This is a genomic window from Flavobacterium sp. (genome assembly GCF_047602195.1).
GTDB lineage: Bacteria > Bacteroidota > Bacteroidia > Flavobacteriales > Flavobacteriaceae > Flavobacterium.
The window spans coordinates 365,917-385,813 of sequence record NZ_JASGHW010000003.1; the positions used below are offsets into that span (position 1 = coordinate 365,917).

General features: G+C 48.5%; 20 protein-coding genes, 3 tRNA genes and 1 riboswitch. Of the genes, 7 read left to right on the top strand and 16 right to left on the bottom strand.

Features of this window, described 5'->3' with window-relative positions; translation table 11 throughout:
• Positions 1-230 precede the first annotated feature (230 nt).
• The gene (locus QM717_RS04985; protein ID WP_415035454.1) at positions 231-1,217 is read left to right on the top strand and encodes a T9SS type A sorting domain-containing protein; all 987 of its coding nucleotides are present in this window, start codon (positions 231-233) and stop codon (positions 1,215-1,217) included.
• A gap of 65 nt (positions 1,218-1,282) precedes the next feature.
• On the opposite strand, the gene QM717_RS04990 is transcribed toward QM717_RS04985, so the two are convergent.
• The 4 genes from QM717_RS04990 to QM717_RS05005 all read right to left on the bottom strand — a co-directional run bounded on the left by QM717_RS04990 (position 1,283) and on the right by QM717_RS05005 (position 2,854).
• On the bottom strand, positions 1,283-2,011 hold the full coding sequence (locus QM717_RS04990) for a hypothetical protein (protein WP_415035456.1): 729 nt from the start codon (positions 2,009-2,011) through the stop codon (positions 1,283-1,285).
• Between the two features lie 555 nt (positions 2,012-2,566).
• Positions 2,567-2,648 (bottom strand) — tRNA-Leu (locus tag QM717_RS04995).
• A gap of 31 nt (positions 2,649-2,679) precedes the next feature.
• Positions 2,680-2,752 (bottom strand) — tRNA-Lys (locus QM717_RS05000).
• A gap of 29 nt (positions 2,753-2,781) precedes the next feature.
• A tRNA-Lys gene (locus QM717_RS05005) sits at positions 2,782-2,854 on the bottom strand.
• A 182-nt stretch (positions 2,855-3,036) separates the two neighbouring features.
• Here QM717_RS05005 and QM717_RS05010 point away from each other — a divergent pair.
• Positions 3,037-3,555 (top strand): shikimate kinase, encoded by a 519-nt coding sequence (locus QM717_RS05010; RefSeq protein ID WP_415035458.1) that lies wholly within the window; start codon positions 3,037-3,039, stop codon positions 3,553-3,555.
• Here QM717_RS05010 and QM717_RS05015 read toward each other — a convergent pair.
• Together QM717_RS05015 and QM717_RS05020 are read right to left on the bottom strand one after the other, a co-directional pair.
• Complete coding sequence (locus tag QM717_RS05015; protein ID WP_415035460.1) at positions 3,547-4,044, bottom strand: phosphoribosyltransferase family protein; 498 nt, start codon at positions 4,042-4,044, stop codon at positions 3,547-3,549. The genes QM717_RS05010 and QM717_RS05015 overlap by 9 nt on opposite strands.
• Positions 4,045-4,064: 20 nt before the next feature.
• Positions 4,065-4,454 (bottom strand): RNA-binding S4 domain-containing protein, encoded by a 390-nt coding sequence (locus QM717_RS05020; protein WP_415035462.1) that lies wholly within the window; start codon positions 4,452-4,454, stop codon positions 4,065-4,067.
• Between the two features lie 80 nt (positions 4,455-4,534).
• Here QM717_RS05020 and QM717_RS05025 point away from each other — a divergent pair, with 80 nt between their 5' ends.
• Positions 4,535-5,494, top strand: coding sequence for an FKBP-type peptidyl-prolyl cis-trans isomerase (locus QM717_RS05025; RefSeq protein WP_415035464.1), 960 nt, complete (start codon positions 4,535-4,537; stop codon positions 5,492-5,494).
• A 56-nt stretch (positions 5,495-5,550) separates the two neighbouring features.
• On the opposite strand, the gene QM717_RS05030 is transcribed toward QM717_RS05025, so the two are convergent.
• From QM717_RS05030 to QM717_RS05040, 3 genes are all read right to left on the bottom strand, one after another.
• Positions 5,551-6,504 carry a transketolase family protein gene (locus QM717_RS05030; RefSeq protein WP_415035466.1) on the bottom strand — a complete coding sequence of 318 codons (954 nt, stop codon included), beginning with the start codon at positions 6,502-6,504 and terminating at the stop codon, positions 5,551-5,553.
• Positions 6,505-6,519: 15 nt separating this feature from the next.
• On the bottom strand, positions 6,520-7,371 hold the full coding sequence (locus tag QM717_RS05035) for a transketolase (protein ID WP_415035468.1): 852 nt from the start codon (positions 7,369-7,371) through the stop codon (positions 6,520-6,522).
• A gap of 10 nt (positions 7,372-7,381) precedes the next feature.
• Complete coding sequence (locus QM717_RS05040; RefSeq protein WP_415035470.1) at positions 7,382-7,618, bottom strand: hypothetical protein; 237 nt, start codon at positions 7,616-7,618, stop codon at positions 7,382-7,384.
• Positions 7,575-7,779, top strand: a riboswitch (cobalamin riboswitch). (Overlaps the previous gene by 44 nt.)
• A gap of 110 nt (positions 7,780-7,889) precedes the next feature.
• Between QM717_RS05040 and QM717_RS05045 the strand changes: the two genes are divergently transcribed.
• From QM717_RS05045 to QM717_RS05055, 3 genes are read left to right on the top strand one after another with little or no spacing between them, the layout of a single operon-like run.
• Complete coding sequence (locus QM717_RS05045) at positions 7,890-9,185, top strand: DUF5074 domain-containing protein (RefSeq protein WP_415035472.1); 1,296 nt, start codon at positions 7,890-7,892, stop codon at positions 9,183-9,185.
• Entirely contained in the window at positions 9,185-10,141 is a 957-nt protein-coding gene (locus QM717_RS05050; protein WP_415036012.1) for a T9SS type A sorting domain-containing protein, read from the top strand. The genes QM717_RS05045 and QM717_RS05050 overlap by 1 nt, the downstream gene beginning before the upstream one ends.
• Position 10,142: 1 nt before the next feature.
• The gene (locus QM717_RS05055) at positions 10,143-10,526 is read left to right on the top strand and encodes an acyl-CoA thioesterase (RefSeq protein ID WP_415035474.1); all 384 of its coding nucleotides are present in this window, start codon (positions 10,143-10,145) and stop codon (positions 10,524-10,526) included.
• A 1-nt stretch (position 10,527) separates the two neighbouring features.
• Here QM717_RS05055 and QM717_RS05060 read toward each other — a convergent pair whose 3' ends face one another.
• From QM717_RS05060 to QM717_RS05090, 7 genes are all read right to left on the bottom strand, one after another.
• On the bottom strand, positions 10,528-11,628 hold the full coding sequence (locus tag QM717_RS05060) for a T9SS type A sorting domain-containing protein (RefSeq protein ID WP_415035476.1): 1,101 nt from the start codon (positions 11,626-11,628) through the stop codon (positions 10,528-10,530).
• Between the two features lie 52 nt (positions 11,629-11,680).
• Positions 11,681-12,838 carry a serine hydrolase domain-containing protein gene (locus QM717_RS05065; RefSeq protein WP_415035478.1) on the bottom strand — a complete coding sequence of 386 codons (1,158 nt, stop codon included), beginning with the start codon at positions 12,836-12,838 and terminating at the stop codon, positions 11,681-11,683.
• A 125-nt stretch (positions 12,839-12,963) separates the two neighbouring features.
• Positions 12,964-13,776, bottom strand: coding sequence for a LytR/AlgR family response regulator transcription factor (locus QM717_RS05070; protein WP_415035480.1), 813 nt, complete (start codon positions 13,774-13,776; stop codon positions 12,964-12,966).
• Between the two features lie 98 nt (positions 13,777-13,874).
• Complete coding sequence (locus QM717_RS05075) at positions 13,875-14,360, bottom strand: VOC family protein (RefSeq protein ID WP_415035482.1); 486 nt, start codon at positions 14,358-14,360, stop codon at positions 13,875-13,877.
• A 125-nt stretch (positions 14,361-14,485) separates the two neighbouring features.
• Positions 14,486-15,607 carry a helix-turn-helix domain-containing protein gene (locus tag QM717_RS05080; protein WP_415035484.1) on the bottom strand — a complete coding sequence of 374 codons (1,122 nt, stop codon included), beginning with the start codon at positions 15,605-15,607 and terminating at the stop codon, positions 14,486-14,488.
• A gap of 105 nt (positions 15,608-15,712) precedes the next feature.
• Positions 15,713-16,651, bottom strand: coding sequence for a hypothetical protein (locus QM717_RS05085; RefSeq protein WP_415035486.1), 939 nt, complete (start codon positions 16,649-16,651; stop codon positions 15,713-15,715).
• A gap of 3 nt (positions 16,652-16,654) precedes the next feature.
• A complete protein-coding gene (locus tag QM717_RS05090) occupies positions 16,655-18,088 on the bottom strand; it encodes an MBOAT family O-acyltransferase (protein ID WP_415035488.1) in 1,434 nt (477 codons plus the stop codon).
• Between the two features lie 543 nt (positions 18,089-18,631).
• On the opposite strand from QM717_RS05090, the gene tgt reads away from it, so the two are divergent.
• Positions 18,632-19,762 (top strand): tRNA guanosine(34) transglycosylase Tgt, encoded by a 1,131-nt coding sequence (gene tgt, locus QM717_RS05095; protein WP_415036014.1) that lies wholly within the window; start codon positions 18,632-18,634, stop codon positions 19,760-19,762.
• Positions 19,763-19,897 lie beyond the last annotated feature (135 nt).

Genomic DNA, 19,897 nt, shown 5'->3' on the forward strand with positions numbered 1-19,897 from the left:
CATATAAATTGGTTCGAAACAGGGAACAAAAGCCGTTTTGATTGTCATGAAAGTGGGTTTTGATGGCGGTTTTGGTTGCAGCCGATTTGCTTTCATCGGTGAGAATTGGGCATTGAAGACACCAAATGCGCCTTTCATTACGTCGCAAAGACATCGCCGCCGATTGCGCCTTATTTTTGCAGGGAATCTAATCACTTCACACCATCATTAATCATTAAAAAAACAATCAGATGTTAAAAAAACTTACGCTTTTTTCCTTATTCCTTTCGACGCTGGCCACGCAGGCACAGGTCAGCGATTACAATTTCTTCAGCGCACCGCTGACTTACCAGCCATTGGCTACGGTTCCCGGTGCTACGGTGGTAGACCACAGTGTCGAAGACGACCTCATTACACCGCAGCGGGTCAATTTGCCTTTTACGTTCAAGCTCGGAAACACCGACCACCAATCGATCGGTATCGGTGAAAACGGTTTTGTATGGTTTGGCGTTAATGCCGACGAGGCCGTGGTGTTGATCAATCCGATGATGAATTCACAGGACATTTCGGTAGAAGGAATCATTTCGGCCATCGGTTTCGATTTGCATCCACTCGACAACAATGCGACCAAAGTGCGTTCGGGCTATTATGGCACGGCGCCCAACCGTATCTTTGTCGTCGAATGGGCCAACACGACCAATATCGATGCGCTTTTCGATCCGCAAGGCCCGGCCGACATGAGTTTCCAGATCCGTCTGCACGAAACCAGCAACAGTGTCGAATTGGCTTATGGCGGTTTTACGCTCAATCCGAATTTTGCGCTCGGGGCCGAAGTCGGGATGAAAACTTCCGATACCGATTTCAATGTACGCCAAACCACTACCGATTGGTCGCAGACCCAGCCTGGTACGTCCATGGCCGATTTTTGCGGATTGTTCCAAAGCATCAAGCCGGTTTTGGGATTGCGGATGATGTGGCAACCGGCGAATTTGAGTAATGTTTCGTTTGATAACCAGTCAATTGGTTTGTATCCGGTTCCAGCCTCGGATGTACTGCGTGTTGGAAACGACAAATACAGCGGAAATACGTATGCGATTTACGATTTGTCGGGCAGGTCGGTCCAAATGGGAACACTCGCTACCGATGCCATTGAGGTATCGGATTTGGCCTCGGGACAGTATGTGCTGCGCATCGTTGGCGAAAACGAAACGGTGTCGGCTAAATTCTTGAAATCATAACAAGTTCTCTTTATAATGGAAACGCCCGGTCTGATTAGAGCCGGGCGTTTTTTTTATGAGAAGTATTAAGGGCAGTCTTTTCCGAATAGATCAGCGAAGCCTTGCTGGTCATAACCGAAATCCAAACTGTAGCCGCTGTGCTGTTGTGGCTCAAAGGTGCCGTTGTTGTAGGTATAGGTGTAACGGTCCACTTTTCGGTAATTGTTTTCGGAAAAAGCCTTTAAAAGTGAGCCATTGATGTAATATTTCCCCTTGAGCAGATTGGGACTGCTGTCGTAATTGGAGAACACATATTCTTCTTTTCCGCTGATGCCATCGATGCCGTAAAGCAGACGCTCCGTTTTGACCAAATTGCCGTTTTCTATTGTAAAGACGCGGTAAACATTGCCATCTCTTTTCTCGGTGATCTGATTGCCGTTGTATTCGTAGGTAAAATGATAAGTAAAAGCCGGATAATTGTGGACATTGGTGGTCGTGCGGTTCAACAATTGTCCGTTTTCGATGGTGAATACTTTATCGTAGGGCCGTGTAGTATAGTTGGCGGAATGTTTGACCGTGACCGTATTGCCCGAATACGTAATGAAATCCTGGATTCCTTCGCGCAAAAACCAACCGTCAAAATCCCCGCCAGGCGGCAGACGGAATAAACCCGATTTGACTTTGTAAATGCGGTTGTAGGGATCGTATTCAAAAGCAATAACTCCATTGTAAGAAAGATCGGCTTTGCCATGGAAGACAAGGTCGTCGTAAAATAAGGTGGAGTAGTGTACACTCGTTACTTTGCAGTTTTGCATTGGGGCTGGTTGCCCTTGTGGGTTGTCGTCTTCGGAGCAGGCGGTCAATATGGTGCATGCAAAAAGAACGAATAAAGACAGTACTTTGGAAGTTTTAAGGAACATAGAATGGTCAGTTTTGGGTATGATTGTATCGGCGCGCGAATTTAGGGTTTTTGAAATGGAAAGTCCGAAAATATTTACAGTTTTTTGGGGTTTGTGAGAATTTTTGGGGTTTGGTTTGGAAATCAACAGCTTAAAAATATTAAAGCGAGTAATCGGTTCTATTATGAGGGATTACCTGCGGTGATCCCAAAGCTAGCGCTTTGAAAATGAAAAAGTCCAAAAGTATTAAAGCGAGCTTTGTGTCTAATTCAAGGAAATAAAAAAAGCGGATATAAAATCCGCTTAGCTTTTAAAAAGTACCTGACAGCCACTGGCTGTCCTCCTTTTAATTTCAAATGTGACGATGATGGGATTTGCTGCGCACATCCTCCAAACCTCCGGTTTGAAAATAAAACAGCCTAAAAATATTAAAGCGAGCTTTATATTTTTAGGCTTGTTTTTATTTATCCGTGACGATGATGGGATTCGAACCCATACGCCTTGCAGCACCACCCCCTCAAGATGGCGAGTCTACCAATTTCTCCACATCGCCGATAAGAACGATCAAACTTGCGTTTGATTTGTGACCCGACTGGGGCTCGAACCCAGGACCCCAACATTAAAAGTGTTGTGCTCTACCAACTGAGCTATCGAGTCTTAGTTTTAAAGGAATGAATGCAATTTTGTGACCCGACTGGGGCTCGAACCCAGGACCCCAACATTAAAAGTGTTGTGCTCTACCAACTGAGCTATCGAGTCAAATGTCATTCCTTCAATACTTCACTGGCTTCTATTTTCAAAGGAGTTCAGTGATGCGCCTTGCGGCTTAATTGCGGGTGCAAATATAAGAGGTTATTATTTATTTTTCAAACCAATTTTACTTTAAATTTGCCTTTTTTTAATATTCAACGTTAATGCCTTAGTATATAAGGATTTATTGCATGAAAAAAATAATTTTGCTGGGTTATATGGGGGCTGGAAAGTCGGTTGTCGCCCAGTTGCTTTCCCAAAAAACAGCACTGCCGTGGGTGGATCTCGACCAAATGATCGAAGAAAAAGAACAAGCCACCATCAGTGACATCTTTGAAAAGCAGGGCGAGATCAAATTCCGCAAACTCGAGCATGCATTGTTCCAGCAACTGATGCAGAATGACCAAAGTTTTGTGTTGAGCCTCGGCGGTGGTACGCCTTGTTATGCGAATAACCATGAATTGCTCAAAGGTGAAAACGTGGTCTCGGTGTACCTCAAGACCTCGATCGACCAATTGTACCACAGATTGCTTCCCCAAAAGCAACAACGTCCGCTCATTGCCCACATGGCGGATGAAACCATGAAGGAATTCATCGCCATCAGCCTGTTCGAACGCAGTTATTATTACCTGCAGGCCACGCATACGGTGACAACCGATGGCAAAACGCCAGCACAAGTCGTTTCGGAGATTGAAAAAATACTAGTTTAGGTACGCGTAATCGCCTTTTTTGTCAAAGACCACCTGAACGTGTTCCTGTAGCGAAGTGCTCAGCGAAATGCCTTTGAAGTCTGCTTTGACAGGATATTTTTTGTGGTTGCGGTCGACCAATACGGCAGTCTTGAATTTCTTGAGCGGCACATCGAGGAAGTGTTTGACGCCATAGATCAAGGTGGTCCCGGAATTGAGCACATCGTCCACCAAAACCAATCCTTTGTTCTCATAATCGGCTTGTACAAGCGAAGTCGTGATGGCCGAACCCGGTTCGAGTTTGTTGATATTGACAGCGCAAAGCGATACCTTAATGGTTGAAATTTCCTTTAATTGTTGGGCGAGTTTTTCGGCCAGCAGATAACCGTTGTTGGCTATCCCGGCGATCACAATCGTGTCTTCCTCGACAAAAGTTTCGTAAATCTGGTAAGCGATGCGCTTGATTTTGTGCTCGATTTCCTGATGGGTCAGGATGATGTTCTGGCTCATATCAATAATTGTGTTGTTGTTTAATCTTCATCGAAAAAGAAATCGTTCCCGATTTCGTAATCTTCGAGGTCGCGCCGGTCTTTCTTGGTCGGACGGCCGTCCCCGGTCTTTCGGTAATGCTCTTTCGAGAGCCGCAGCATTTCGAGGTGGGCGAATGCCTCGGGTGGGGTTTCGTCCTTGCGGTAGATGTCTACGAGTTTGGCGCCCACGCGGTTCGGCGGAATGTCCAGCACAGTTACCGTATGGGTAATCTGTTCCTTGCGGAAGGTAATGGTATCGGTAGGGAACACCTCTTTGGATGGCTTGGCCACCTGCCCGTTCACCGTGATCTGGTTTTTCTTGCAAGCCTCTGTCACCATGTTTCGGGTCTTGTAATACCGGACGCACCATAGGTACTTGTCAACTCTCATGCTTATTTCTAAATTCAGCGTTAAATTGTTTACAAAAATAAATCAATATTGTATCTTGCGCACCTAAAAAATAAGGTATAATGAACAAATTTAAGTTTTATTTTATTGCGCTAATAACGCTGTCCATTTTATTTTCTTGCAATAAATCAGACGACAAGGAACTCATCTTCACACCGCGTCCCTACGCCGACCAGTACGGTTATGACATGCAAGTCATCCAAACTTATCTCAAGACCCATTATATCAAAGAAATCATCGATGAACCGGGATCGGTAAACGACCAGGACATCGTGTTGGAAAAGATCCCCGCAGGCGGTACCCAGGAGGCCATCTGGAACAGCGCGTTGCTCGACTCGGTCAAGGTAAATGTAGAGGAGCATGGGGTAGAATACACCATTTATTACATCAAGCAACGTGTGGGTGTAGGCGCGAGTCCTTCAAGGGTCGATCAAATATTGGCGCCTTATGAAGTGGGTTATCTCAAATTTGAAGACCAAGACGTTTTGTTCAATTCGGTCGAAAGCGTCCAGATTCCATCCAGTTATATGTGGTTGAGCCGTCTGGTAAGAGGCTGGAGGGAAATACTGCCGTTGTTCAAGGCAGGAACACTGATCAACAACGATCCGGGCGAGCCGCTTGCCTATGAGAATTTTGGCGCCGGGGTAATGTTTCTCCCGCCGGGATTGGCCTACTATAATTATTCGACGACGAACATTCCGGCCTATGCGCAGCTCATGTTCAAGTTCAAATTGTATGAGGTCAAGGAAGCCGATGAGGACGGTGACGGTATCCTTTCCAATGATGAAGACATCGATGGCGATGGCTATTTCCACGACGACGATACCGATGGCGATGGCATTCCCAATTACCTCGACTCCGATGACGATGGGGACGGACGTCCTACCCGTCGTGAAATCTCCAGAAATGAAGCCGGTGATTTGTACGAATTCGATCAGATTCCAGATTGTTCCGGGGATCAGTCGACAACAGGCCGCCTCAAAAGACACCTCGATTATTTCTGTACCAAGGAAAACCAATAACATAAAAAAATCCCGTTTCAATCGAAACGGGATTTTTTATTTATAACCAAATCGGATTATTTCCTTTTCATCACTTTCTCGGCCGCTTCGATGATCGCAGCACTGTTGAGTTTGTATTTGTCCATCAATTGCTCCGGTGTTCCGCTTTCGCCAAAACTGTCCTGAACGGCCACGAATTCCTGTGGTCTCGGATGGTTCAAGGCCAAAACCCTTGAAACGCTTTCGCCAAGCCCGCCCAGAATGTTGTGTTCCTCGGCCGTCACGACGCATTTGGTTTTTGACAAGGACTTCAAGATGGCTTCCTCGTCGAGCGGCTTGATCGTGTGGATGTTGATGACTTCGGCTGAGATGCCTTTGGCTTCCAATGCTTCGGCGGCCTGTAACGCCTCCCAGACCAAATGGCCGGTCGCGATGATGGTGACATCCGAACCTTCGTTGAGTACAATCGCTTTCCCGATTTCAAACGGTTGGTCGGCTGGCATAAAATTAGGCACAACTGGTCTTCCAAAACGCAGATAAACCGGACCGTGGTGCTCGGCAATCGCAATCGTTGCGGCTTTGGTCTGGTTGTAATCGCAGGTGTTGATGACGGTCATTCCGGGCAACATTTTCATGAGTCCGATGTCTTCCAAAATTTGGTGGGTCGCACCGTCCTCGCCCAAGGTCAATCCGGCGTGCGAAGCGCAAATCTTGACATTTTTATCAGAATAAGCCACCGACTGACGGATCTGGTCGTAAACCCTTCCCGTAGAAAAGTTCGCGAAGGTTCCCGTAAACGGGATTTTTCCACCGATGGTGAGTCCGGCCGCAATCCCGATCATGTTCGCCTCGGCGATCCCGATCTGGAAAAAACGCTCCGGATGGTTTTTCTTGAAGTCGTCCATTTTCAAAGAACCGATGAGGTCGGCACAAAGCGCCACGACATTTTCGTTCTTTTGCCCGAGTTCGGTGAGTCCGGCGCCAAAGCCCGAACGCGTATCCTTACTTCCTGTATTTTCGTATTTTTTCATTGTTGTGTTTCGGTATTAATAATCAGATTCGTCGGCGCAGTAGTTTTGTGACAGGGCGGCTTCCAACTGTGCGTCGTTTGGCGCTTTTCCGTGCCATGCATGGCTGTACATCATGTAATCGACGCCGTTGCCCATTTCGGTGTGCAACAAGACGCAAACGGGTTTTCCTTTTCCGGTGCGCGATTTGGCGTCTAGCATTCCAGCGATGATTGCTTCAATATCGTTGCCTTTCTCGATTTCGATCACGTCCCAATCAAACGCCTCGAATTTGGCCTTGACGTTGCCCATCGCCAATACTTCGTCGGTAGAACCGTCGATCTGTTTGCCGTTGAGGTCGACCGTCGCAATCAGATTGTCGACTTTCTTGGCCGAGGCATACATGATGGCTTCCCAATTCTGTCCTTCCTGCAATTCGCCGTCACCGTGGAGGCTGTAAACGAGGTGGCTGTCGTTGTTGAGTTTCTTCGCTTGTGCGGCACCGATGGCTACCGACAAACCTTGTCCGAGCGAACCCGAAGCTACGCGAACACCCGGCAATCCTTCATGGGTAGTCGGGTGGCCTTGCAGACGCGAATCGATGTGACGGAAAGTCGCGAGTTCCGAAACCGGAAAATAACCGCTTCTGGCCAATACGCTGTAAAAAACCGGCGAGATGTGTCCGTTCGACAGGAAGAAAATATCCTCGCCGATACCGTCCATATCAAAACCTTCCTTGCGGTCCATCAAATTTTGGTACAGGGCGACGAAAAATTCGGTACAGCCCAAAGAACCGCCCGGATGTCCTGAATTCACGGCATGTACCATGCGCAGGATGTCGCGGCGCACCTGAATGGCTAAGCTGTTTAATTGTTGTGTGTTACGTTTCATTTAGTAATTGCTATTGTTTTTTAAAGGTCAAATGCAGTCGCTGCGTTCGAGCCATTTTTGGTATGAAAATTAAACTGCTGCAAAAGTAATTTTTTATTTGCGGCGCGGCAAGCGAAAGTTTTGAATACTTGTTAAGAAAAACGGGCGTTTTCAAATTGTGTTCAATGTTTTTGCAAAAAGCTTCATCAAACCATTTATTGGCGTATATTTGCGCCGCTAAAGGTTGCGTTCCGATGTTGGAATGCATTAAAAGGGAATTAGGTAAAATCTAAAATAAATAAGCCTAAGCTGTTCCCGCAACTGTAAGCTAAAAAGCTTGTTGTCATCCTCATGCCACTGTCGCTTGCGATGGGAAGGCCCGACAACAAGACGCGAGCCAGGAGACCTGCCTTTACCGTTTCAAATTTTGTATCCTCGGGTAAAGGATCGGGTTTTGTCTTTTAATCGTCGGGCCTTAGGGTTCGGCGGATCAATGCATACTCATCTTAGCCCTTAATTTTTAATTAAAACTTGATAAGATGAGAAAGAACTACACCATCAAAAACACACTGCTTGCTTTTCTTTTACTGGCTTCATGCGCCGCATTTTCACAACCTTTTACCAATGGCGTTTTCGTGCTCAATGAAGGCGGTGCGGGCAGCAACAACGCTTCGGTTTCATTTATCGTTCCCGAAACGACCTCGATCAGCAACGGCATTTTTGCGTCGGTCAACCCAAACGAAGGACCGCTCGGCGATACGGCGCAAAGCATGAATTTCGAAGGCGATTACATTTACATCGTGCTCAACATTTCAAACACCGTAAAAGTCATCAAGAAAAATACATTCGAATATGTAGCCACCGTAAGCGCAGGCTTGGAAAATCCGCGCTACATGGCCTTCGCCAACGGCAAGGGCTACATCACCAATTGGGGCAGCGGCACCGACCCGAATGACGATTATGTCGCGATTCTCGATCTGCAAACCAATACCATCACAGGAACGATTCCATTGCCCGAAGGCGTCGAGCGCATCATCAACCCGAATGGCAAATTGTATGTCGCGCACCAGGGCGGTTATGGTTTCGGCAATACGATTTCGGTCATCAATCCAGAGACCGATGCGGTCGAAACGACGATTACTGTAGGCGATGTGCCCAACCGCATGATCGTAAAAGACAACTTGCTGTATGTACTGTGCGGTGGCAAACCGTTCTGGGCGCCCACACCAACCGACGGTTCTTTGGTTAAAGTCGATCTGGCCGACCATTCGGTAATTTCTACCGATACATTTACCGGTTTGAACACGGCCAATTTGCAGATGGACGAAACCGATCTGTATTTCACCGCCGACGCCGAAGTCTACAAAGCACCGATTGCAACACCGCTGGATTATACCGAAATCATCACACTCGAACCGCAAGGCACGTACGGCATTTACGGAATGGATTTGATCGACAACCAACTTTTCGTGGCCGATGCCGCCGATTATGTATCGCCCGGAACGGCTTATGTTTATACCCCTGCGGGCGGATTGCTCAACGCATACACGGTGGGGGTCATTCCGAATAGTTTCTACAAAGCCGAAAGCAATTTGGCCGTCGACCAGTTCGCATCGACTTCCATCGCACTTTATCCAAATCCGGCCACCGACCGTTTCTTCTTGCATACGAACCAAAACCCGACTGTGGCCGTTTATGATTATTCGGGCAGAAGGGTGTTCCAGAAAACCTATACTGAAACCGGAATCGATGTCTCGAATCTCCCGTCGGGCATTTACATGATCCGCATCAGCGATAAGGAAACCACACACACCCAAAAATTGCTTGTGAAGTGATGCGGTTTTTAGCCGTATTTTTTGGAGGACTGGCCATGGTTTATGCGCAGGATTATCCACCCGCCGCAGGTCTTCCGGGCGCTACGGCCATTGCGGCCAACAGTTCAAGTTTCGTCGCTTGGGCAACGGGTGTTTCGGTCACTCGCGGTCATGTCAATAGTTCGAATCCCGATTTTACCGCAGGCGGAAGTTCATTCGCTTCTGCCGGCCAACCCGAATTTGCCATTGGTTTTCCCGATGGCAATACCGTAAGCTTGGGCGATGGCGGTACGGCGGTGCTTACTTTTGCCTCGCCGATTGTCGACGGGGATGGTTTCGATTTTGCCGTGTTTGAAAATGGTTCGGCGACTTATCTCGAATTGGCTTTTGTCGAAGTCAGTTCCGATGGGGAACATTTTTTTCGGTTCCCGAGCCACAGCCAGACGCAAACCGATACGCAATTGGGGACTTTTGCCTCGCCATTGCCGCAATACCTGAACAATCTCGCCGGAAAATACGAAGGGAGTTTCGGCACGCCATTCGACCTTTCAGAATTGCCCGATGATCCACTGCTCGACAAACAGCACATTACCCATGTGAAACTGATAGACGTGGTCGGGTCGATTGATCCAGCCTATGCAGGGTTTGACAGTTTTGGCAACGCGGTCAACGATTCGTTTCCGACGCCGTTTACCTCGGGCGGTTTTGATCTGCAGGCCGTGGGCGTGATTCATCAGCAGGCATTGGGTATTGATGACTTTAGTGGACAATATTTTCGTGTTTATCCGAATCCGGCAACCCACTTTATTTGTATCGAAAGTATCGAACAGTTCACTGCATCGATTTTTGACAGCAGTGGAAAATTGCTGATCGTTTCGGTTGACAAACAAATTGATATTTCAACTTTATCGGCTGGTGTTTACCTAATCCGAATCGATTCAAACCATCAGCAAATCATCCGGTTCTTAAAAAATTAATATGACCAGGGAAGAAAGAATCCAACAATCCGAAACGCGCATTTTCAAGGCCGTGTTTCCGAGTACGACCAACCATTACGACACCTTGTTCGGCGGAACGGCCATGCAATTGATGGACGAGGTGGCCTTTATTACCGCCACGCGCTACAGCCGTCAAAAGATGGTCACCGTGAGCAGCGACCGCATCGACTTCAAAAAGGCGATTCCGGCCGGAACCATCATCGAATTGGTGGGCAAAGTGAGCTATCTGGGCCATACCAGCCTCAAGGTCAAGGTCGATATTTACATCGAGCAGATGTACTGCGACGGGCGTGAGAAAGCCGTCAGTGGCGATTTTACGTTTGTCGCGATCGACGAGAACAAGCTGCCGGTTAAGATCGAATGATCTAATTTTTTAAGAGCTTTTGGGAAACCGTTTGGCCGTTGCGTTCGAATTGCAGCAAATAGACTCCGGTTGGCAAACCGCTTACATCGATGGTTTGTTGGTTGGCGTGGATCGGAATCATTCGTCCTTGTAAATCGATTACCCGGAGATTGTTCACTGTTTGTCCATCGAGACCTACAAAATAAAGATGATCGTGCACCGGGTTGGGGAAGAAGCCGATTTCAGCCAAAGGATTTTCGGCGACCCCAAGCGGATTATAGGTGTAAATCGCCTTCTGGAAATTGACCCACTGGTTGTTCTGCCACATTTGGATGATGTATTGCGCCATGGTGTCGTCGGGATTGTAGGTGTATTGGCCGCGGTTGTTGTCGATCCAGTTATTGACATCGGCTTGCCAGTTCTGGAACAGCGAGCCGATGAGTTGATTGGCGTCGTAAGTGTATTGGCTGCGGCCCGCATTCTCCCAAACCGATCCATTCCAGTTCTGCGTCAGCGCAGTGGTCTGTTGGTTCAGGCCATTGAAAGTCGATGTTACTTTCTGCGAATTGACCCAGGCGTTTTGGTTCCACTGCTCATTGACGGACTGTAACTGATTGCCGTTGGCGTCATTGGTGTACGTGACTTTGGTGCTGTTTTCCCAAAGCAACAGATCGGTATTCCAGACTTGGGTGAACAGTTCCGTCAGGAAATGGTTGGCGTCGTGAGTATAACTATCGCGCCAGTTGGGCAGCCAATTGCCGTCCTGCCAGGTTTCGAAGTTCAGCGAGGCCGTTTGGTTTTGTTCGTTGTAGGTGTAAGTGAAACGCGAGGCATTTTCCCAACTGTTTGTTTCGGCCATCCAGCTTTGGCTGATGAGCACCGTGGGCAATCCCGAGGCATTGTTGGTCATCAGGGTTTGCGAACTCGACAGCCACGCCAGTGTCGCTTCATCCCAGACTTTGTACAAATGCTGCACGGCAAAACCTTCGGCATCATAAGTGATTTCCTGTTTGAACCAATCCTGCCAATGGGCATTTTCCCAATTTTGGTAGGTGATCGATTGCAGTTGCTGCGCCTGTGTGGCGGTGGTTAGGAACAATAGGAAAAGGAATAGTTTTTTCATAATCAGTAGGTTGGTTTGGCGAAGATATTACTTTTCTGCTCAAGCCTGGGACTTACTTCATCAAAACCTGCTCTATCGCATTTTTCATCTCGCCAGCCTTGTTCGGCAATTCGCCATTGGGAAATACCGCCAGATTGATCGCATAAAACGCATACACTTTTCTGCTTGGGATATAGACCAATCCGCAGCCCGCACCCACACCGCCGCCGCCATGTCCGTAAGCCGGCGTGCCGTTGATGTCGAAGGCGATCATGCCCATGCCATAACGGTCGCGCCCCTTTTCATCCTTGACGAACCGCATCATTTCGTTGAACGATTCGGGTTTGAGCAGTCGGCCTTCGAACAGCGCTTTGAGAAACAACACCGCATCGACCGGCGTAGACACGATTCCGTCATCGCCTTTGGAACACACCACGGTCATTTGCTGGAAAGGCGTCACGTCAATCGGCAGACCCGCGTTGAAGACATCCCAGTAGGAGCGCGGCAGGTGCAATCCCTTGAGGTAATCGGAACCATTGCCGTAATGGCTGTTCTGTAGCCCGAGCGGTTTGAAAATGTGCTCGCGGATGTATTGCGCATGGTCGCCCGTGACCGCATCGCCGATGAGTGCCAGCAGCATGTAATTGGTGTTGACGTAGCGGTATTTCGACCCAGGTTTCCATTGCAAAGGCAGATTTTCAATTCCACTGAGTGCTTCTTCCGCCGTGAAATTTTTGAGCGGATGCAGCAGCACCTCCGACAGGAATTCTGGATTTTCATTGTATTCGGGAATACCCGAAGTATGGTTGAGCAGCATGCGTACCGTAATTTGGTCGGCGTCGGTGATGTACCGGCTGTACTGCTTTGGCAAGTATTTCGTCATGGGTTGGTCGAGGTCGATCTTGCCCTGCTCGCGCAACTGCAAAATTGCGACGGCCATGTGCATTTTCGAAACGCTTTGCAGGTATTGCAGGTGGTCGTTGCGCATCGGGGTTTTGTTTTTGACATCGGCATAGCCCGCACTCGTGGCCCACCAGCCTTCTTTTTCGGAATACAGCGCGATGGTGGCACCGGGCAAAATGTTTGGTGCAAAACTTTTGAGGATGGAGTCAAGTTTGGCCGCCTTGGAATAATTCGGGTTGAGGTCGACGCCCAAATGGGGTTTTTTAGCCGATTGTGCCAAAACCAAGATGGCGGTAAGTAACAAAATGGGGGTAAAAATCGATTTCATTTTTCTGATTTTTTGATTGTGATGGTGATGAAACTCGAAGCAAAGAAACAACGCAAACCCCAATCCCATTCGGTTTTTTCGGGCAGAAACCATGAAGTGTAGCAAATTTCCAGACGAAATGCAGCCTAATTTTCCTCGAGCTGGAACCAACGTTTGAACGGCACGGCGCGCAACCGGCTCACGGGAATCCAATCGGGGATGTTTCCGGCGGCGCGCGTATTGATTTCGAGCTTGCCGTCGCCCACGCGCTTGAAGCCGATCACGGCATTGCGGTGCAGGATGTACTTGCGGTTGAGCCGGAAAAACAATTCGGCGGGAATCAGTTGTTCGACTTTGTCCATCGAACGGTCGGACAAAAAAGTACGCTCGCTTGTGGTCTGCACATAGGTAAATCCTTCCTCGGAATAAAAACCGAGGATTTCTTCAAAAGGCAACTGCAAATCCTGTTTGCCCTGTTTGACATAAAAGCCGGTCGCCTTGAGTTTTTTGTCTTCGTGTCGGCTGGTTTCCGATGCGTTCCATTGGTGGTAAAAATGCATCCCGATGTAGATGCCGTTCATGACCATAAACCAAATGAATACGATGAACAGGTCGAAGGTGTAAAAGGACAGCGTCGCCGATCGGCCCTTAATGATAAAGGCACAGATTTCGGTCAGCGCCGTGATAATCAGCATGCCCACAAAAGTCGTCACGAGAAACTGCACGGTGATGCGTTTGATGAGGTTTTGCTCATACGGCATCGTGCGGTCGAGGTAAATCACGATGCTGCGCATGGCCCACCAGGCCGCCCAGCCTTGCAGCGTATCCAAGGTATAGGTCAGGGCGAGGTAACCATTTAAGCGGATGTTTTCGTACGACAGGTAATAATTGAACGCGCTCGCGAAGGCAATAAAAATCAAAAAGAATTTGACGTCCTTGTATTTGGGTTCTGCGTTCAAAATGAGCATTTTAATTGGGGATAAATGTAAACAATTTTGTAACGATTCAAATAAAAATCCCCGCAAAAGCAGGGATTGGTTTGTGGTTTCTCGTCGAATTATTTTCCGTCGTAAGCGTCCTGGAGTTTCTGGATGTCGATCTTGATCATCTGCATCATCGCCTGCATCACTCGACCGGCTTTTTGCTTGTCTTTGTCTTGCAACATTTCGGGCAGCATCGGCGGGGTGATTTGCCAGGCGACGCCGTATTTGTCTCTAATCCAGCCGCAGGCGAGCGGTTGCCCTTCTTTTTCGATGGCGTTCCAATAGGTGTCGATTTCCTGTTGGGTCTCGCATTTGACGTAAAACGAAACCGAATCGTTGAATTTGCTCTGCGTATTGCCGTTGAGCGCCACGAATTCCTGCCCGAACAGTTCAAAGTTCATGACCATGACGGCGTCGTCGGGTCCCGGGCCTTCCTTGCCGTAACGGGTCGTGCTGATGATTTTGGCATCCGTGAAGGTCGAAACATAAAAGTTGACGGCTTCCTCGGCCTGGTTTTCAAACCACAAAAAAGGAGCGATTTTTTGATGAGGTGTATTCATAGGAAAGATTTTTTTAAGTTGTTGTATTTTTTTGACGTTGTTCCGCAAAGTTAGCTGGGTTGTCCACGACCCAAAGGGTGAAATTCCGACAAATACAGGGCAGATTATGACAGCCGCGAACGCACTTATTTCGTGGCCGATTTCCGGTATTCCGATGGGGTAAGCGAAGTGGCTTTCTTGAAGGTGGTATTGAAGGTCGTTTTCGAATTGAAACCCGCCTCAAGCCCGATGGCGAGCAAGGTGTAATTGGCAAACTCCGGATTGGTCAAATAGGATTTGGCTTCCTCCACGCGCAACGCATTGAGGTAATCCGGGAAGCCCATCTGCAGCTCGGTATTGATGATGCGCGAGAGGTGACTTTTGCTCAAACGCAGTTCATCGGCGATCTTATCGAGGGTCAGCGTTGCATCGAGGAAACGCTTCTCATCGACCAGCAGTTTTTCCAAAGCGGCGATGTGTTCATTTTTGCGTTTCTCTGGTTGGTACAAGGTTTTGTGCTCGATCGAGAAATGACGGATTTTCTTGCGTTCTTCCTCGATGCCGTATTTGTAAATCCCGATGTGTCCAATCCAGTAAATCATGACCGAGAGCGCAATCCAGATGGTGTACCAGATGCTTTGGGGCGCATCGTCAGCCACCATCAAAATCGTGACATACAGCCAAATGAAGCACAGGATGAAAAAGGCGATCAGCGTGTTGCGGAACCATTGCAGTTTGGGCAATACCTTGGTGCTTTCGAATACCGCCTCCAATTCGGCCTTGCGCGTCATCCAGAGCAACCGGCCGACCAATAGCGTCGTGAGGATGATACTCGCAAATTCGATGATGGCTTCGAGCAAAAGATACGTGTATTGGTTTTGCCTGTAATCGACAAAGAATTTGAACCAATTGACGGCAATCAGCCCAAGAACAAAAGGAGCCGACAACCCAACAATCGTGGTTTGGGCAATCGGTTTTTCGGGATGCAATACTTTGAGTCCATAAAAATACAGCAACGGCCCCATAAACAATTGGCCCGGCGTCCACAAATGCGTATAAGACCAACTTGCCTTGATGAGCCAAGTAGAAGTCAGGTAGTATTGCAGGTTGTTGAGCGAAAACAAAACGATAAGCGCCGCAAGCAAAAGCGTGCTGGTTTGCCGGTATTTTTTGGAGAACACCACCACCGCGCCGAACACCAATCCCTGGATGATACCCGCCAGAATGATGCTGTTGTAGATATTGAAATTAAAGGTGTTGGCTCCCATACCAGCCAAATATACTAAAATCCAGTGGGTTGCAGAAAAGATTGGAAACTTTCATCGGACATTTGCCGTTGGCCTACGCCGCCGAAACCGGAAAACGAAAATCGTTTACAGTTTTTGAATCGCTTCGTCGAGCATTAAGCTAAATTTTTTGGCCCCGATCGGGTTCAAATGGTCCTCGTTGTAAAAATCGGTCACCTTGAAATCAGGGATGTGCTCGTAGTCGAAAACAATGAGCTGCGGGTATTTTTTGCGGAGTTTCTGGATCAAATCGTCGCGTGTCTTTTTTTTATCGGGCACCATCTCCTCGTAATATGTCTGGTAAACCGGCGGGATGTTGATGATCGGCTGGAGTTTGTGCGCGACACAATAATCGACCATCTGTTCAAAAATAACCAGGTTTTCCTTCTCGGCTTCGGGATAACGTTCGCGGTGTCGCTGGATCAGGATGTTCTCTCGGTCCTTGTCGATGGTCGCCTCATTATATTCCATGTCCTTGAAACGGTTGTGGTTCGGGTCGTCCGAAAGCCCGGTCTCAAAGCCATATTCGTTGATTTCTAGCCTTTTGTGGTTCGGGTTCAGGAAGCCCAGATAAAACTGCGGGCTCGACAGGAAAATCGAGTAATCGCCCAATTTGGCACGTCGGTCAAAGTTATTGATGCCGTAAAACCGCAAATACAGCGTGTTCTTGTCATAATCGCCGCGGTGCATGATGTCGAGCGAATGGTAACCGAGTTCAAGCAACACATATTTGAGGTTCGGCAAACGCGGCACCTGCAATTCGAGCAACTTTTGGTCGAGCCGCAAATCCTGTCCGCTGAACGAAACATTCGCCGCATTGTGCTTGCTGAAAAATTCGGGGTTGATGCCGTCCTGGCTGTGCGAACTGCCCACGGCCAAAATCTCGATTTTGTCGAGGTGTTGGTTCAGGTATTGTGCCTTGCACTGGAACCCCGACGGATAATTGCCCAGGTAAACCTCTATCCCGACTACCAAAACCAGCAGCGGAACTACAAACAACACGACGTTGATCAGGAACTTTCTCATGGCTTAGAATTGGAAATAAATGAATTGTTCTTCGCCGCGCGAGAAGTAAAAAATAACCAGCGCGAGCACATAATAAAACGCAATGCGCAGCGGTTTGGGGAAATGCAATTCCAGACGCGCGATGGCGTACGGCTTTTCGCGCCCGAACCATTCGACGAGTATGAAAAACACAATGAGCAGGTACAACTGCATCTTGATCATCGGTTTGGTAAACAAACTTTCGGAAAAAATCGCGCCGATGTAATCAAACGCAAATTCGACGCTGGGCGCGCGGAAGAAAATCCACGCCAGTACCGTCAGTGAAAAGGTGACGAGCATCGCAATCAATTCGCGTACGGTCGGCAAATGCCTGCCCTGCGCCACAATATCGAGGTTGTTGCGGTTGGTATGGAACAAGATCGACGGCATGATGTACAACGCATTGAGGAATCCCCAAATAATGAACGTCCAGTTCGCGCCATGCCAAAAACCGCTCACGATAAAAATAATAAAGGTATTGCGGATGCGCATCCAGTTGCCGCCCTTGCTGCCGCCGAGCGGGATGTACAAATAATCGCGGAACCAGGTCGAGAGCGAAATGTGCCAGCGGCGCCAGAACTCGGCGATGTCGCGCGAGAAATACGGGAACGCAAAATTGCGCAAGAGTTCAATGCCGAAAAGCCGCGCCGTCCCGAGCGCAATATCCGAATAACCCGAAAAATCGCCATAAATCTGCAACGTAAAAAAGAGCGCGCCCAGCACGTGGTCGGCTCCCGAATAATCGGTATGGTGGTCGAAAATGCCGTTGGCGTAACGCGCGCACTGGTCGGCGATCACGATTTTCTTGAACAAACCCCATAGGATCTGGCGCAAACCATCCACCGAAGCCTGGTAATCGAACACGCGTTTGCTCTGGATTTGCGGCAACAAATGCGTCGCCCTTTCGATCGGTCCGGCCACGAGCAACGGGAAAAAGCTCACGAAAACCGCATAATCGACAAAATCTTTCTCGGGTCTGATGCGGTCCTTGTAAATGTCGATCACATACGACAAGCCGTGGAAAGTGTAAAACGAAATCCCGACCGGCAAAATCACATTGAGCGCCGTCGGATGCACGACCCAGCCCAAATGCGCGACCGAGGCGGCAAACGATTCCGCAAAGAAATTGTAGTATTTGAAAACCCCGAGGAACGACAGGTTGATGCCCACGCTGAGCCAAAACCAAAACTTTTTCATCGGTTGCGTTTTGGCCTCGGCCATCTTGATTCCGGTGAAATAATCGAGCCCGGTCGAAAAAACCAAAAGGAACAGGAAGCGCCAATCCCAGCAACTGTAAAAGAAATAGCTCGCCACGAGCAGCAAAATATTCTGGAACCTCAGGTTGTTGCGCGCCACAAACCAGTACAGCACAAAAACGATTGGCAGGAATATCGCAAAATCGGAGGAATTGAAAAGCATCGGGTTTGTTTGCGGCAAACATACAGAAATATTTTTAAAAATTGGGGCGTGCCCCTGCGGGTCGCGCTATCGGCTGCACACGGTGCCTGCCTCTATCGCTCACGCAAACCCGTGAATACAATACAAGGGAGCTATTATTTTCTTATGGCGAATTTATACCTGAAGCCCACAGGGCTTCCTCCTTTTAATTTCAAATACGTTATCTTTTTTGTTGGACCAACAAAAAAGGATGCTGCTGCCATCCTTCACGCGGCCGCACGATCGTGAATTTCCCCAAATCGAGGCTGCGGTGTCCGCGTGAGCGATGGAAGCGGAAATCATTTTGCGGTCGTGAGCTGGCGAAGCGAAAGCAAAATATTGCAGCGGACAGCGCGACGGCGCACCGAAAATGTAAATCAGTAAGGATCGTTCTGGCGCCGGCACGCCCACCCGAGACAGCAGGTCGAACGGAACGAATGTTAAATTTTCTAATCATCTCAATTTTCTAATTGTCTAATTGCATTATCTTTGCCGTCCCATCCCGAAAAGTCGGGAGCGATGAACATGAAATTCGATTTATTACACAAAGACCCGCAAACGCAGGCGCGCGCGGGCAAAATCACGCTCGACCACGGCGTCATCGAAACGCCGATTTTTATGCCTGTGGGCACGGTGGCTTCGGTCAAGGGCGTGCACCAGCGCGAACTCAAAGAGGAAATCAATCCCGACATCATTCTGGGCAATACCTACCATTTGTACCTGCGTCCGCAAACCGATATTTTGGAAAAGGCGGGCGGATTGCACAAGTTCATGAACTGGGACCGCAATATTTTGACCGATTCGGGCGGCTACCAGGTGTATTCGCTGTCGGCCAATAGAAAAATCAAGGAAGAAGGCGTTAAATTCAAATCGCACATCGACGGATCGTACCATTTCTTTACGCCCGAGAATGTGATGGAAATCCAGCGCACCATCGGCGCCGACATCATCATGGCGTTCGACGAATGTACGCCGTATCCGTGCGATTACCGCTATGCGACGCGTTCGATGCACATGACGCACCGCTGGCTCGACCGTTGTATCAAGCACCTCGACAACTTGCCGTTCAAGTACGGTTACGAACAGGCTTTTTTCCCGATCGTACAAGGTTCGACCTATAAGGATTTGCGCCAACAATCGGCCGAATACATCGCCAATACACAACAACAAGGCAATGCCATCGGCGGCTTGTCGGTAGGCGAACCGGCCGAGGAAATGTACGCGATGACCGAAGTCGTGACGGCGATTTTGCCCGAGGACAAACCGCGTTACCTGATGGGCGTGGGCACTCCGGCGAACATTCTCGAAAACATCGCGCTCGGCATCGACATGTTCGACTGCGTGATGCCGACACGAAATGCCAGAAACGGGATGTTGTTTACCGCCAACGGGACAATCAACATCAAAAATAAAAAATGGGAAGCCGATTTTTCGCCGCTCGACGAGATGGGACACACCTTTGTCGACCGCGAATATTCGAAGGCGTACCTACGCCATTTGTTTGCCGCCAATGAATACCTGGGCAAGCAGATCGCGACGATCCACAACCTCGGTTTTTACATGTGGTTGGTTCGTGAGGCCAGAAAACATATCTTAGCGGGAGATTTCCGCGAATGGAAAAACAGAATGGTCAAGCAAATGGACCAACGATTATAGTTTGTTTAATCGTTTAACCGTTGATTTGTTTAATCGATTCAACGATTAACCGATTAACCGATTAACAACGATAAAATTGTTTAACTGTTTAACCGTTTAATCGTTTAACCGATACGTAACCAACAAATCGATTCA

Coding starts and splice junctions, on each gene's coding strand:
- QM717_RS05015 (WP_415035460.1), bottom strand. CDS start 4,044: ATGAGCCAGAACATCATCCTGACCCATCAGGAAATCGAGCACAAAATC.
- QM717_RS05080 (WP_415035484.1), bottom strand. CDS start 15,607: ATGGGAGCCAACACCTTTAATTTCAATATCTACAACAGCATCATTCTG.
- tgt (WP_415036014.1), top strand. CDS start 18,632: ATGAAATTCGATTTATTACACAAAGACCCGCAAACGCAGGCGCGCGCG.
- QM717_RS05065 (WP_415035478.1), bottom strand. CDS start 12,838: ATGAAATCGATTTTTACCCCCATTTTGTTACTTACCGCCATCTTGGTT.
- QM717_RS05055 (WP_415035474.1), top strand. CDS start 10,143: ATGACCAGGGAAGAAAGAATCCAACAATCCGAAACGCGCATTTTCAAG.
- QM717_RS05035 (WP_415035468.1), bottom strand. CDS start 7,371: ATGAAACGTAACACACAACAATTAAACAGCTTAGCCATTCAGGTGCGC.
- QM717_RS05090 (WP_415035488.1), bottom strand. CDS start 18,088: ATGCTTTTCAATTCCTCCGATTTTGCGATATTCCTGCCAATCGTTTTT.
- QM717_RS05085 (WP_415035486.1), bottom strand. CDS start 16,651: ATGAGAAAGTTCCTGATCAACGTCGTGTTGTTTGTAGTTCCGCTGCTG.
- QM717_RS05025 (WP_415035464.1), top strand. CDS start 4,535: ATGAACAAATTTAAGTTTTATTTTATTGCGCTAATAACGCTGTCCATT.
- QM717_RS05020 (WP_415035462.1), bottom strand. CDS start 4,454: ATGAGAGTTGACAAGTACCTATGGTGCGTCCGGTATTACAAGACCCGA.
- QM717_RS05010 (WP_415035458.1), top strand. CDS start 3,037: ATGAAAAAAATAATTTTGCTGGGTTATATGGGGGCTGGAAAGTCGGTT.
- QM717_RS05040 (WP_415035470.1), bottom strand. CDS start 7,618: ATGCATTCCAACATCGGAACGCAACCTTTAGCGGCGCAAATATACGCC.
- QM717_RS05050 (WP_415036012.1), top strand. CDS start 9,185: ATGCGGTTTTTAGCCGTATTTTTTGGAGGACTGGCCATGGTTTATGCG.
- QM717_RS05045 (WP_415035472.1), top strand. CDS start 7,890: ATGAGAAAGAACTACACCATCAAAAACACACTGCTTGCTTTTCTTTTA.
- QM717_RS05060 (WP_415035476.1), bottom strand. CDS start 11,628: ATGAAAAAACTATTCCTTTTCCTATTGTTCCTAACCACCGCCACACAG.
- QM717_RS05075 (WP_415035482.1), bottom strand. CDS start 14,360: ATGAATACACCTCATCAAAAAATCGCTCCTTTTTTGTGGTTTGAAAAC.
- QM717_RS04990 (WP_415035456.1), bottom strand. CDS start 2,011: ATGCAAAACTGCAAAGTAACGAGTGTACACTACTCCACCTTATTTTAC.
- QM717_RS05030 (WP_415035466.1), bottom strand. CDS start 6,504: ATGAAAAAATACGAAAATACAGGAAGTAAGGATACGCGTTCGGGCTTT.
- QM717_RS04985 (WP_415035454.1), top strand. CDS start 231: ATGTTAAAAAAACTTACGCTTTTTTCCTTATTCCTTTCGACGCTGGCC.